Below are 14,196 nucleotides of genomic sequence, written 5' to 3'. Positions count from 1 at the left end.
GTATTTTTAAGTGTTTATCAAAAAAAGTTGGTATAGAATAAATTAGTGTATTTGTATAAAAATACAGATAATTCCCTTTCTTCCTAAAATAAAAACAATGAAAAAGTATGTCATATTGAATGCCCATACATTACCGGAATCGTTGGTTTTTTTATAAAAAATCAAAAAAACATCAACATATTTGTCGATACATGTTGTATAATCTTGCGTGGGAAGCTATCATATAAATGTATAAAACGTTTACTAACATACGCGAAGGGAAGAATAGCATGTCACATTCAATCGAACAACTTTCTATCAACACGATTCGCACATTATCCATTGATGCGATTGAAAAAGCAAACTCTGGTCACCCAGGAATGCCAATGGGTGCAGCACCAATGGCTTATACATTATGGACTCAATTTATGAAACACAATCCAAATAACCCAACGTGGTTTAACCGCGATCGTTTCGTACTATCTGCAGGTCATGGTTCAATGTTACTATACAGCCTACTACATCTATCTGGTTATGACTTAACAATGGATGATTTAAAGAACTTCCGTCAATGGGGAAGCAAAACTCCAGGACATCCTGAGTATGGTCACACAGCAGGTGTAGATGCAACAACTGGTCCACTTGGACAAGGTATTGCAACTGCTGTAGGTATGGCAATGGCTGAAAGACACTTAGCGGCTAAATATAACCGTGATGCGTATAATGTAGTAGATCATCATACATACGCTATTTGTGGTGATGGAGATTTAATGGAAGGCGTTTCTGCTGAAGCATCTTCATTAGCTGCTCATTTACAATTAGGTCGTCTTGTTGTGCTTTACGATTCAAACGATATTTCATTAGATGGCGATTTAAATCGTTCATTCTCTGAGAGTGTAGAAGATCGTTACAAAGCATACGGCTGGCAAGTTATCCGTGTTGAAGATGGAAACGATATTGAAGCAATTGCAAAAGCAATTGAAGAAGCGAAAGCTGACGAAAAACGCCCAACGCTAATTGAAGTAAGAACGACAATTGGTTTCGGTTCTCCAAACAAATCAGGAAAATCAGCTTCACACGGTTCTCCGCTTGGTGTAGACGAAACAAAATTAACGAAAGAAGCATATGCTTGGACTGCTGAACAAGATTTCCATGTAGCAGAAGAAGTATATGACAACTTCCGTAAAACGGTACAAGATGCTGGTGAGACTGCACAAGCTGCATGGAACACGATGCTCGGTGAATATGCACAAGCATATCCAGAATTAGCAAACGAGCTGCAAGCAGCAATGAATGGTCTTCTTCCAGAAGGTTGGGAACAAAGCTTACCAACTTATGAATTAGGATCAAAAGCAGCAACACGTAATTCTTCAGGTGCTGTAATTAATGCTATTGCAGAGTCTGTACCATCATTCTTTGGTGGATCTGCTGACCTTGCTGGTTCTAACAAAACATATATGAATAACGAAAAAGACTTCACAAGAGCTGATTACAGCGGTAAAAACATTTGGTACGGTGTACGTGAGTTCGCAATGGGTGCAGCAATGAACGGTATCGCACTACATGGCGGTTTAAAAACTTACGGTGGTACGTTCTTCGTATTCTCTGACTACTTACGTCCAGCAATTCGCCTTGCAGCATTAATGCAATTGCCTGTAACGTATGTATTCACACATGATAGTATCGCTGTTGGTGAAGATGGCCCAACACATGAGCCGGTTGAACAATTAGCAGCACTTCGTGCAATGCCAAACGTTTCTGTTATTCGTCCAGCAGACGGTAACGAATCAGTAGCAGCTTGGAGACTAGCTCTAGAATCTACAAAAACACCAACTGCATTAGTGTTAACTCGTCAAGATCTTCCAACATTAGAAGGTGCAAAAGACGATACTTATGAAAAAGTAGCAAAAGGTGCATATGTAGTTTCTGCAAGCAAGAAAGAAACTGCTGATGTAATCTTAATTGCAACTGGATCTGAAGTAAGCTTAGCAATCGAAGCGCAAAAAACTCTAGCAGCAGAAGGCGTTGATGCAGCTGTTGTTAGCATGCCATCTATGGATCGCTTTGAAGCTCAAACTGCTGAGTACAAAGAATCTGTACTACCAAAAGCAGTAACGAAACGTTTCGCAATTGAAATGGGTGCTACAATTGGATGGCACCGTTACGTAGGTCTTGATGGAGATGTACTAGGTATTGACACATTCGGTGCTTCAGCTCCTGGTGAGAAGATTATGGAAGAGTATGGATTTACTGTAGAGAACGTTGTTCGTAAAGTAAAAGAAATGCTTTAATGATTTTAGAAAAATCTCTCCAGCATGGGGAGATTTTTCTATGTAATTTAGTTTTTTCGACAAGAAAAGTTTTTTCTCTCTCCGTAGTCAGACAATCATTGCAAATTTTCTCTTATATAATGTAGGGAAAAGGTTGTCCAGATCGGGAGGGAAAAAATGAAAACGTATGAATTGTATTTAATTCAAGAGGATATTGCGAAAGCTTACTTTGGTCGTGAATATTTGTTTTTTGATTTATTTGCTCGATTTTCAGAATCTTGGTCCCTTTCGGAGAAGAAAGTATTATATAAACAAATGACGTATATTACGATGCCGTTACAAGTAATGAAAATTCATCATAAATTAGAACAAGCTTTGCGTGTTCTTGGCAAATATGAAAAAACAAATCATACCCATACGCTTTATACAGGAGCCGAATACGGCGAAATAATGGTGAAACCACAATATATTCGAATGAATACTTCTGGAAATGTATCCATGGAAACAACTTTCTTTGAGGTGCTTAGAAAGTGTGAGTTAACATTTTTAGCGATGGATTATGAAAATAAAAAGTACGGTTGGTTAAATCCTCTTAAACAAGTACGAACATATGTGTAAAAAATGTCGAATAGTATCTTGTCTTATTGAAAAGGTTTTAGTACACTGTAAGGTAGACAACATGAAGGAGGAAAAGATATGCCAATGTGGTTAGGTATTCTAGTGGGCGTAGTAGCACTAGTAGCAGGCGTGGCGTTAGGATTTTTCATTGCCCGCAAATACATGATGAATTACTTACAAAAAAATCCACCAATTAACGAACAAATGTTAAAAATGATGATGATGCAAATGGGACAAAAACCTTCCCAAAAGAAAATCAATCAAATGATGAGCGCGATGAACAAGCAACAAACAAAATAAGCGCAAAAGGGCACTCTTACCGAGTGCCCTTTTTTTTGGGGGTAAAAGATATTTAAAACTTTTAAAAATTCTGCACTTTTGATAAACTGAAAATATCGCTCATTTTAAGGGAGGAGGATAAATATGAAAGTGTTTTTTAATTTAGCTTGGTTTTTTAAACAAGAAAAACGAGCGTACATAATCGGAATTATTATGTTATTTGGTGTCGCGCTTCTTGAACTTGTAGCGCCAAGAGTACTAGGGATTGTAGTAGATGAAATTAATAATGGAACATTAACGTCTGAAAAATTGTTGAACTGGGTTATTCTATTAGTAGTTGTAGGAATTACGATGTATATATTACGTTACTTATGGCGTATTATGATTTTTGGATCTTCTTTAAAACTAGCCCGTCAACTGCGAAAGAATTTATATGAACATTTTACAAGGATGAGCCCATCCTTTTATCAATCACGTCGTACGGGCGATTTGATGGCACATGCGACAAATGATATTCAGGCGATTCAGCAAACTGCTGGGTCAGGTGTTTTAACACTCGTTGATTCATTGGCTGTTGGAGGATGTGTACTCGTAGCGATGGGATTTACAATTAGCTGGAAGTTAACGTTATTAAGTTTAATTCCGATGCCAATTGTGGCTATTTCTACAAATTATTATGGAACTTTATTGCATAGAAGATTTCATAAAGCGCAGCAATCGTTTTCTGAAATCAATGATAAAGTACAAGAAAGTATGAGTGGGATGAAGGTAATTCGCTCACTTGGACAAGAGAAAGAGGATTTACAAGCGTTTCGAAAAAAATCGGAAGATGTCGTACATAAAAATATGCTAGTTGCACGTATTGACTCGTTATTCGATCCAACGATTTCCTTAATTGTCGGATTTTCATTTTTAATCGCAATTTGTTACGGATCATTATTAGTCGTACGGGGTGAATTAACTGTAGGGGAATTGGTAACATTTACAACATACTTAGGGACTCTTGTATGGCCAATGTTAGCTTTTGGATGGCTATTTAATATTATGGAGCGTGGACGTGCTTCGTATGATCGTGTAGAGAAAATACTTTCACAAACTTCGGATGTAGTGAATAGGGAAAATGCTATACATGCTATAGCAAGTGGTGATGTTTCGTTTGCTGTTGATTCGTTTTCTTATAAAAAGAATGAACTATTAAACTTAAAAGATATTTACTTTCACTTAAGAAAAGGTGAAACATTAGGAATTGTAGGGCGTACCGGTGCAGGGAAGACGACATTATTAAAATGTTTAATTCGCGAGTATGACCACTTTAATGGTGAATTAAAAGTTGGTGAGCGGGATATTCGAGATTTAACACTTCACGGTGTACGCTCTGCAATTTCATACGTACCGCAAGATCATTTTTTATTTTCAGCGAGTATTGGGGAGAACATTGCTTTTGGAAAGGCTGATGCTACATATAAAGAAATTAGCAGAGCTGCTGAGATTGCTTGTATTCATAATGATATTATTCAATTTTCGGAAGGATATGAAACGGTAGTAGGTGAAAGAGGGGTTTCGCTATCAGGAGGCCAAAAACAGCGGATTTCAATTGCACGTGCGTTATTAACGAATGCTGAAATTTTAATTTTAGATGATTGTTTATCAGCTGTAGATGCAAAAACAGAAGAAACTATATTAACTGCGTTGAAACGAGAAAGAGCAGAAAAAACGACGATTATTACTGCGCACCGTTTAAGTGCGATTCAGCATGCAAATCTTATTCTTGTTATTGATGAAGGTAAGGTTATGCAGCGAGGAACACATGAACAACTAATGAACGAAAATGGTTGGTATAAAGAAATGTATGAAAGCCAGCAGTTAGAGGCGTTGGTAGAGAAAGGAGGCGTATGATGGCTGAGAAAAAGCGGAGTGATTTAAGGAGATTGCTTTCTTATATGAGACCATATAAAGGGTTATTAGCGTTAGCATTTTTATTTCTAGTTGGTGCAACTGTAACTGAAATGATGGGTCCTTTTTTAATTAAACAATTTCTTGATGAACACTTAGTACCACGTAACTTTGAACAATCAGCACTTGTTACTCTATTTGTAGTGTATATTATTGCGCACTTATTACAAGTATTATTTACGTATTTAGACTTATTGTACTTTCAAAATATCGCTTTTAAGATTGTTCAAGATATGCGAGTTGAAGTGTATGAACATGTTCAAAAATTGTCATTAAGTTTCTTTGATCGTACGCCGATTGGTACACTTGTATCTCGTATAACGAATGATACGGAAGCGATTAAGGATTTTTATGTTAGTGTACTATCAACATTCGTGAAAAATGTAGTCTTTTTAGTGGGGATTTTAGTAGCGATGTTTTTACTAGATGTAAAATTAGCGTTATTTTCTCTCATATTAATTCCAATTATGTTTGCCATTATGGTACTGTATCGCCGGAAAAGTGCAGCTTTTTATTTAGAGGTACGTAATCAACTGAGTGTATTAAATGCAAAGTTAAATGAGTCCATTCAAGGGATGAATATTGTTCAAGTGTTCCGGCAAGAAAAGCGGATGAGAAAAGAGTTTGAAGAAGTGAACAACAAGCATTATAGTGCTGGACGTCGTACATTGAAATTAGATGCATTACTTTTACGTCCAGCAACAGATCTTGTTCATATTGTAGCAATTGCGTTAGTTCTTGGTTTATTTGGAATTGACGCTTTAAAGAGTCCTGTTGAAGTAGGGGTTTTATATGCTTTCGTTAACTATATTCATCGTTTCTTCCAGCCAGTAAATGAGATGATGATGAAACTATCTTTCTTCCAACAAGCGCTCGTTTCATCATCGCGTGTATTTCATTTAATGGATGATAAAGATTTAGCTCCTGTTCAAATGGGGAGTGAGAATCCACGAGTAGTTAACGGGGAAATTCAGTTTAAAGATGTTACTTTTTCATATGATGGAAAGCGTGACGTTTTAAAAAATGTATCTTTTCACGTAAAGCCAGGGCAAACGGTTGCTTTCGTTGGACACACTGGTAGTGGTAAGAGTACAATTATGAATTTATTAATGAGATTTTACAATATTAAATCAGGTAATATTGTAATAGACGGAGTGGGTTTAGAGAAGTTTGAAGAACAAGAAATTCGAAAGAAAATTGGTCTTGTGCTGCAGGATGCATTTTTATTTGCTGGAAATGTAAAGCAAAACATTCGTATGTATAATGAAGAGATAACGGATGAAGAGATAGAAGAAGCAGCGCGATTTGTGCAAGCGAATACGTTTATTGAGAAATTACCAGAGAAGTATGATACAGAAGTAGTTGAAAGAGGAGCGGCGTTTTCTAGTGGTCAAAGGCAATTAATTGCTTTTGCTAGAACGATAGCAACTAATCCGAAAGTATTAGTGTTAGATGAAGCGACGGCAAATATTGATACAGAAACAGAGGAGGCTATCCAAACGGCATTGCAGCAAATGCGAAAAGGTAGAACAACGATAGCGATTGCACACAGATTGTCTACAATCCAAGATGCGGATCAAATATTTGTTATGCATGAAGGGGAAATCATAGAAAGAGGAACACATCAAGAGTTGCTTAGTAAACAAGGACTTTACTACAATATGTACTTACTACAAAATAAAGGGAGTTTGCAAAAGGCCTTGTAATTACAAGGCCTTTTTTGAGGTGTTAAAAGTGTATTAATGGAGTTTCTGGTGGACGGTGTAGTTTCAATTCCACTTTCTTCTTAAACATCTCGACAAAATAAATATATTAGAACTTTATTACTATAGCATAAACGTCGTGTCCACTAACTTAAGTTGTACATATTGTATACGGAATAAAAAATTTGATAGGAGCTTTTATATGCAAAATAGATCCAGTTCAAATGTTACGTTTATCGATGTGTCTCATTGGGAAGGGGACATTAATTGGAATGCTGTGAAGTCATCAGGTATTCCAGCGGCGTATGCAAAAGCGACGGAAGGCGTGAACTATATTGATCCTACTTTCGTTCAAAATGTACAAGCTGCAAGAAATGCGAATGTATTAATCGGTGCATATCATTTTGCGCACCCAGAACAAAATGATGCAATTTCAGAAGCGAAATATTTTGTGAATATATTACAGAGTAATCAGACGGACTTAATTCCTGTTTTAGATTTAGAATCGCCAACGGATACTAGCAATAGTAGTTTAACGGGTGCGACTATATCGAATTGGGCAAGAAGTTTCGTGAATTATGTGAAACAAGCTACCGGGAAAAATGTAATGTTATATACAGGAGTTTGGTATATTAATGAATTTGGAATTAACGGGTTAAGTGACATTCCACTATGGATTTCCAGATATTCTAGTATACCGCCTGCTGATGCTGGTGGATGGACAGAGTGGACAGCATGGCAGTACACAGATTCTGGTCAAATTTCAGGTGTAGGAAATTGTGATGTATCAGCAGCTGTTTCATTAGAAGCTTTACAAGGAAATGGAGCAAGTGGTGGAGGTAATGTTCCCACGCCTAATAATACGACTCCAGTATACGGAGTTGCTGTAATTAATGGAGATAATGTGAATTTACGAAGTGGACCATCTTTACAGTCTAGTGTAATTCGCCAATTGAATCGTGGCGAATCATATGAAGTTTGGGGAGAACAAAATGGATGGCTCTGCTTAGGGACAAATCAGTGGATATATAATGATTCAAGTTATATTCAGTATAAACATTATGTGGCAACTATTACTGGCGATAATGTGAATCTGCGAGAAGCTCCATCATTAAACGGGAATGTTATAAGACAGTTACATCATGGTGAATCATATCGAGTATGGAGTAAGCAAGATGGATGGCTTTGCTTAGGGACAAATCAATGGGTATACTATGATTCAAGTTATATTCAATATGGTGTGCAATAAAGTAAAACTTTAATTGATGAGGATTGTCCACACTGATTATTGGACAATTGACCAATACCAATGGGTTTTTACCAGCAGTTTTACTATAAAAAGGTATCTTACTTGAGATGCCTTTTTATAAAAAATATATAATTTTTACAAAGTGTATATTAAAAGCATAGTATAATATAATTGATATATTTATAAAAATAATCGGACGTGAAATAAAGGAGAAAAAATATGGAGTATGTGCTAATAGGTGGAATTTTAATATTATTAGCTGCAGTGTTTGTACTGTTTTATAAAAATAAACAGTTAGAATCAGAGAGTCAGCAAGTAGAGTTTGAAAAGAAACAAGCGATTGAAACGTATGAAAATGAGATTGCAGCTACGATTACAGAGCATAAAGAACAACAGGATACTTTAAAGAATATGGAACAGAAAAAATATAATGATTTACAAGTGAATACAGCTAGAGAACTTGAAAATATGCGTATGATGAAAAATCAATTGGCTGTTCAACATAGTAAAGAACGTAGTGAAATGCAAGATAAGCATAGTAATGAAATACATATGTTTCAAAATTTAATTGCGGATTTACGAGAATATGCCAAAAATGGTGCTGAAGTGAATGCGCATGAAACATTACATTATATGAAGCAAGGTTTCGTTGAGCAAGGAATAATACTAGAAGAAGAGTTTCATATTATACCGAACGTTTTTATGATACGCAATAAATATAGAGATAAACGTGACATAAATGATAATCGAATCCATCACCTTATCTTATGTAAAACTGGCATTTATCTAGTTGAGACGAAAGAATGGACGGGGACATTAATTCATGGTTTAACGAGAAAAAATGCTGGTATATATTCATTTATGATTGAGGAAATTGGTAAGTATCAACATGAAATTGAAAAAGAAGAGACGTTTGAATTTATTACGGATGGAACTTCATTAACTTTGCAAGTAAGAAATGAAGGGAATCCAGCGTATAAAGCGAAAATACTATCTCAAACTTTATATAATTGTTTGGAAGAAATACAAGTAGATATTGTAAAGGAAAAAGTAAAACCGATTGTATATTTTGAAAATGAAAGTGGAAAAGAAGTTATTGATCTTTCTAATGAAGAATTGCCGAGATTTAAAGATAGAGAGCAAATTGTAACGTTTTTCAGAAATGAAGTTTTAACAAGTAAAGTAATATATACAGCACGAGAACTACAAAAGATTAGAGATATGATTGGCCAGATGAATTATGTTGCGAAGTGAAAAATAAAGTAAAACTTTAATCAGTGGGTTTTATGGGCAACCCGACTCGATCCTTTACAGCCGAATTTTGGGGTGGGAGTCTAACTACCCGTAAATAGCGGGATAAAGAAGGTGTTGTTTGGGTGGAGAAAGGTAAAAGTGCTATATTGTGGGGAATGTTGTACATTTATTTTTGTTTGTATATATTAATGTACATTGCGTTTATTTTCGTTATTGATATGGTTCATGTGTCATGGAGTGTAATGAGTATTTTTGTGATAGTAATACCGTTTATTTTATTAGTTATTATTCAAAAGTCTATCTTACATGTTTCTGCAAGACGTAATAAAGATAAGAAACAACTGTTCACTGTAATGATGGTGGGTCTCATTCCATTGGTAGTATGCACAATACAATTAAGTGTAAATAAATACACTTCAAACTTTAATCAGGAGCGATGGTTAAAGTTTGAAGATAAGCGGGTACATATGGTAGATGACCTAATGCAAGAATATAAATTAATAGGGAAATCAAACGAGGAAATTACAAAATTATTAGGGGCTCCTACGGAAACAAGAAGTTGGGAAGAGGGAATTACCACTTTGTACTATCTTGGGAATGAACGTGGTTTCATTTCTATAGATAGTGAATGTCTTGTTTTGCAATTTGATAAAGATGGTAGGGTTATAGAATATAAGGTGCAACGAGATTGAAATAGTGAGGGGCAGAAGCTATACCTTTTATAGCTTCTTTTTTATATTCCAATATAGAAAAAACAGGCAAATAGTAGTCATTCCTATCTATACGAATGGGGTAGAGTTTGTTATATTGTAAATGGTTATTTAGTTTAGAAGTTTACTAGATAGCATTAAATTTTTTAGATTAGGGAGGGAAGTTAACACGAATTTCGATATAAGCGTGTTAAATAATTATTATGAAAAAAGGATTTTATAATGTTTTAGCTGCATCAATTGTATTTAGTATGGTAACGATTCCAACTTCTTCCTATGCTGACACAGTAGAAAAGACTGTAACAATTTCAACTGACGAGCAAGCTTTAAAAAGTATTGAAACCCATATGAAAGATGAAGATGGGCGTGGAGAGGACAAAGGAATAACAAATGAAGCGCAAGGAGATTTTCTTGTACATATAATAAGTTCAACAGCTGTATATGATTCTGCTGATTTACAAAAAGCGACAGGTGTTCAGATTTCAAATCAAGTAGTGAAAGCTGAGAAACGAAAAGGAAACGCTTACTATGTTGAAACATCATCTGGAGCTGGGTGGATACAAAATAGTGAAGGAAACGTAGAGGTTAAGGAAATTTATCACTTATCAAATGAACAGTTAGTAATTAATGAAGAAACAGCTACATATTCCGCACCATTCAATTCATATAAAGAAGAGAAAGTATTACAGCCGCAAACAATTACTGCAATTGGACAAGTTGGAGAGTGGTTCCAAGTCCAAATAGATAATGAGGTGAAATGGATTTATGCACCTTCAGCAAAATTTGAAGGGACAAAGGCCTCTCTTATTCAAGACACAACACCAACACGTACAAAACGTGCAGCCGTTATGTATGCTGCACCAATAGAAGAGAAAACAACGGATATTTATGGTGTACCATTAAAGGAAATGATTGTACCAACAGGAAATGAAAATATTCGTCCAGGTTATGCGATGAAACCAAAATATATTACAATTCATGAGACGGATAATTATAGTGTTGGAGCAAATGCTAGAAACCATGCACAATATTTATACAGCCAAGCAACAGGAACGACTGATCGTTCAGCATCTTGGCATTTTACAGTAGATGATAAAGAAATTTATCAACATCTACCATTAAATGAAAATGGTTGGCATGCTGGAGATGGAACAGAAGGAACTGGTAATAGAGAATCAATTGCAATTGAAATTGCTGTCAACCAAGATGGCGATTATAATAAAGCTGTGGAAAATGCTCGCAAACTAGCAGCCTATTTAATGGGGGAATTAAATATTCCTTTAGAAAATGTGAAAAAACATCAATTTTGGAGCGGAAAGAATTGTCCGGCCATTATGATAAAGAATAATGCGTGGGAGCCATTTTTACAGGGAACGAAAGCTTATTATGATGCGAATCATAAAGATGATATAACTGGCGGTTGGTATGAAGCAGATATTCGTGAATTAGATAAAAGAGGTATTATGGTTGGAGACGGAAAGGGTTCTTATTGGCCAGAACGTCTTGTAACACGTGGTGAATTTGCGAATTTAGTTTCAAGATCATTGCAATTACCAGAGGGGAAATCGAATTTCAAAGATTTAAGCACAGCCCATCCATCGCTAGTAGATGGTATTAATCGTGCAGCTAGTGCTGGGATTATAAGTGGACGAGGAAATGATGTATTTGCTCCGAATGATACGATTAAACGTGATGAAGCTGTCATTATGATTGATCGTGCATTGCAATACAAAAATATAAAAGGTAATTTAGTTCCATTACCATTTACGGATCAAAATTTAGCGTATGATAAACAGGCGGTTCAACGTGTTTATGGGTTAGGTATCGTAAAAGGGAATGAGAATAATGAGTTTATGCCAAAAGGTTCTGCAACACGTGGGGAATCGGCAGCATTTATTAATAGAATGTTAAAAGTAATAGAGAGTAAATAATGGAAAGGCACTCGCTTTGGCGGGTGCTTTTTTATTTTTCAATATGTTATAGAAAGGGGATGTGAATTTTGACTGGAATAAGGAATGAAAGTAGAGGTAATGCATATATTTAGAGGCATTGGGTAGTTTTTGTAATTTTGTATAAAATGAAAAGGAGGTAGGACGGTGAAATCAATACCGACTGAAGCCCTGAGTAAGGAATTGATGGAAAGAGAAGGGGTTATATCTATTACAGTGATGGAATTTGAAAAGATAGAAGTGGCCGGAGTAGTTGTTTCTGGTCCTGCTGTTATTTTGATTAATCAAGAGTAAGTACATATTATCAATATAGAAAAGTAGAAAGAGCATCCATTTAGGGTGCTTTTTGTTTGTATAGAAGTGCGCATATGATAGATAATTGGGGTATTGGAGGGGGAGTATGTGGCAATTATTATAACAATGTTATTAATGGGAGTTTTATTAGGATTTGTCGGAGCAGGAGGAGCAGGATTTATCATCGCGATACTCACTCTAGTATTCCATATCCCTATTCATGTTGCGCTTGCAACATCTTTAACTGCTATGGCATTTACAACATTATCTGGAGTAGTAAGTCATTACCGAGAAGGGAATGTTGTGTTTGTAATAGGTGGGATTGTTGGGGGATTTGGAGCAATTGGTTCCTTTATTGGTTCAAAGTTTGGTTCGCTAATACCAGCGCATCTTCTGCACTGGTTTACAGCGGGTATGTTATTTTTATCTGCAATTTTTATGTTTATTCGATTGATTATGTTCCAAAACAGGGAGCAGTCGTCTTTAAAAGAGGGAAAAGAACTTACGAAAGATAACTTGATTAAATGTATATGTCTCGGACTGGTTACTGGAATTTTAGCTGGTTCGTTTGGGATTGGTTCAGCACCCTTTATCCAACTCGGGTTAATGGTTCTATTAGGTTTAACGATCCGTCAATCTGTAGGGACGACAATGCTCGTTATATTACCAATCGCAATTGGAGGTGGGCTTGGATATAGTTCAGAAGGGTATTTAGATTATGTATTATTAGTACAAGTTTTAATCGGGACAATGTTAGGCGCATATATAGGAGCTAAGTTTACAAATTATGCACCTCGCATGCTTCTAAGGTTTTCGATGATTATGACACCAATATTAGCTGGATGTATGTTGTTAGTAGATTAAAGAGAATATATAGAAACATATTAATATGTTTTACGAATGAATTATGTAAGTAATTCATATTTCTCATATAAAAAGATTTGCTTTAATATAATGAGTGTAAAGTTCGAGTATTCGAAGTATTACTTGAATTATATCCCTATCCCTTTTCTAAAAAATGCGAACAAGTTTTGCCCTATTCTATTCAATAGTTTATTGTATAGAAATATATTGTTCGATGACCATTATGGAACGCACATAATGGGTAAATCCCGATCCTTAAAGAGGATGCCCCTAATCTTCATGTGAAAATATGATCGGATAAGAAAGCTGGCCAATTTATGGTCAGCTTTCTTTTTGTTCAATAAGTAATTCTTCTTTAATTTCTGTTTGCAATAATAAAGTTTTTCCGAAACGACGTTTACATTCAGCCCGTACTTTTTGGATTGCTAGTAGCTGAGAAGTGGCGGGCACTGTGACGATAGCCTGCCGAGGTTTTCGATTTTCTTCACAAAAAACACATTCCACAACATATTTAGAAATCATAATTTCATCCTTCCGGTTTGAATTTCTAAGAAGGGATTGTCTATGAAGTTAATGTGATTTTTCGTCATTAGTTTATTTTTTTCCTCTTTTTTCAAGGAGAAAATGATAAAGAAGGTGAATTTTTATAGGGGAGGGATATATATGGAAAGATGGGTAGGTTGTGCAGCAGTATGTGTAAATGAAAGAAATGAAGTTTTAATGGTGTTGCAAGGGAAAAAGGGTGAAGAAAAAAGGTGGTCTGTTCCAAGTGGTGGGCTTGAAAATGGAGAAACACTAGAAGAATGTTGTATTCGAGAAGTTTGGGAAGAAACGGGTTACAATGTGGAGGTTGTAAATAAAATATACGAAAAAGAAGGTATTACATACGGAGTTCCTGTATACGTTCATTATTATGTCGTTAAAAAAATAGGCGGTAACATGAAAATACAAGACCCTGATGAGTTAATACATGAAATAGCTTGGAAAGGAATAGATGAAGTAAAAGAATTATCTTTATCTTTTCCAGAGGATCAAGAGCTTTTAAATAAATATATAAATAAAAAAGAAAATGTT

The 14,196-nt window shown here is 35.6% G+C and carries 13 protein-coding genes; 12 read left to right on the top strand and 1 reads right to left on the bottom strand.

Features of this window, described 5'->3' with window-relative positions:
- Nucleotides 1–269: 269 nt before the first annotated feature.
- The 11 genes from tkt to KI356_RS21560 all read left to right on the top strand — a co-directional run bounded on the left by tkt (nt 270) and on the right by KI356_RS21560 (nt 13,122).
- A complete protein-coding gene (gene tkt / locus KI356_RS21610; RefSeq protein WP_212936404.1) occupies nt 270–2,270 on the top strand; it encodes a transketolase in 2,001 nt (666 codons plus the stop codon).
- A 156-nt stretch (nt 2,271–2,426) separates the two neighbouring features.
- Entirely contained in the window at nt 2,427–2,867 is a 441-nt protein-coding gene (sirA, locus tag KI356_RS21605) for a sporulation inhibitor of replication protein SirA (protein ID WP_128282461.1), read from the top strand.
- A 78-nt stretch (nt 2,868–2,945) separates the two neighbouring features.
- On the top strand, nt 2,946–3,167 hold the full coding sequence (locus tag KI356_RS21600; RefSeq protein ID WP_001132292.1) for a YneF family protein: 222 nt from the start codon (nt 2,946–2,948) through the stop codon (nt 3,165–3,167).
- A gap of 123 nt (nt 3,168–3,290) precedes the next feature.
- Complete coding sequence (locus KI356_RS21595) at nt 3,291–5,042, top strand: ABC transporter transmembrane domain-containing protein (RefSeq protein WP_212936403.1); 1,752 nt, start codon at nt 3,291–3,293, stop codon at nt 5,040–5,042.
- Entirely contained in the window at nt 5,042–6,805 is a 1,764-nt protein-coding gene (locus tag KI356_RS21590) for an ABC transporter ATP-binding protein (RefSeq protein ID WP_212936402.1), read from the top strand. Before KI356_RS21595 ends, KI356_RS21590 begins: the two co-directional genes overlap by 1 nt.
- Before the next feature lie 199 nt (nt 6,806–7,004).
- A complete protein-coding gene (locus tag KI356_RS21585; RefSeq protein ID WP_212936401.1) occupies nt 7,005–8,051 on the top strand; it encodes a GH25 family lysozyme in 1,047 nt (348 codons plus the stop codon).
- A gap of 219 nt (nt 8,052–8,270) precedes the next feature.
- Nucleotides 8,271–9,305 carry a nuclease-related domain-containing protein gene (locus tag KI356_RS21580; protein WP_128282459.1) on the top strand — a complete coding sequence of 345 codons (1,035 nt, stop codon included), beginning with the start codon at nt 8,271–8,273 and terminating at the stop codon, nt 9,303–9,305.
- A 122-nt stretch (nt 9,306–9,427) separates the two neighbouring features.
- On the top strand, nt 9,428–9,997 hold the full coding sequence (locus tag KI356_RS21575) for a hypothetical protein (protein WP_128282458.1): 570 nt from the start codon (nt 9,428–9,430) through the stop codon (nt 9,995–9,997).
- Nucleotides 9,998–10,218: 221 nt separating this feature from the next.
- Entirely contained in the window at nt 10,219–11,946 is a 1,728-nt protein-coding gene (locus KI356_RS21570) for an S-layer homology domain-containing protein (RefSeq protein WP_212936400.1), read from the top strand.
- Nucleotides 11,947–12,111: 165 nt separating this feature from the next.
- Nucleotides 12,112–12,258 (top strand): BC1881 family protein, encoded by a 147-nt coding sequence (locus tag KI356_RS21565; protein WP_128282456.1) that lies wholly within the window; start codon nt 12,112–12,114, stop codon nt 12,256–12,258.
- 108 nt (nt 12,259–12,366) lie between these two features.
- Nucleotides 12,367–13,122: a sulfite exporter TauE/SafE family protein gene (locus KI356_RS21560; protein WP_002160876.1), complete on the top strand. Its 756-nt coding sequence runs from the start codon at nt 12,367–12,369 to the stop codon at nt 13,120–13,122.
- Nucleotides 13,123–13,443: 321 nt separating this feature from the next.
- Here the strand turns inward: KI356_RS21560 and KI356_RS21555 are convergent, their stop codons facing one another.
- Entirely contained in the window at nt 13,444–13,644 is a 201-nt protein-coding gene (locus KI356_RS21555; RefSeq protein WP_070144415.1) for a DUF3903 domain-containing protein, read from the bottom strand.
- A gap of 141 nt (nt 13,645–13,785) precedes the next feature.
- On the opposite strand from KI356_RS21555, the gene KI356_RS21550 reads away from it, so the two are divergent.
- A partial coding sequence (locus KI356_RS21550; RefSeq protein WP_212936399.1) for an NUDIX hydrolase occupies nt 13,786–14,196 on the top strand: 411 nt, incomplete at its 3' end.

The sequence above is a fragment of the Bacillus hominis genome (assembly GCF_018332515.1).
In the GTDB taxonomy this organism is placed as follows: domain Bacteria; phylum Bacillota; class Bacilli; order Bacillales; family Bacillaceae_G; genus Bacillus_A; species Bacillus_A hominis.
This window is presented reverse-complemented; position numbering and strand designations above follow the sequence as displayed.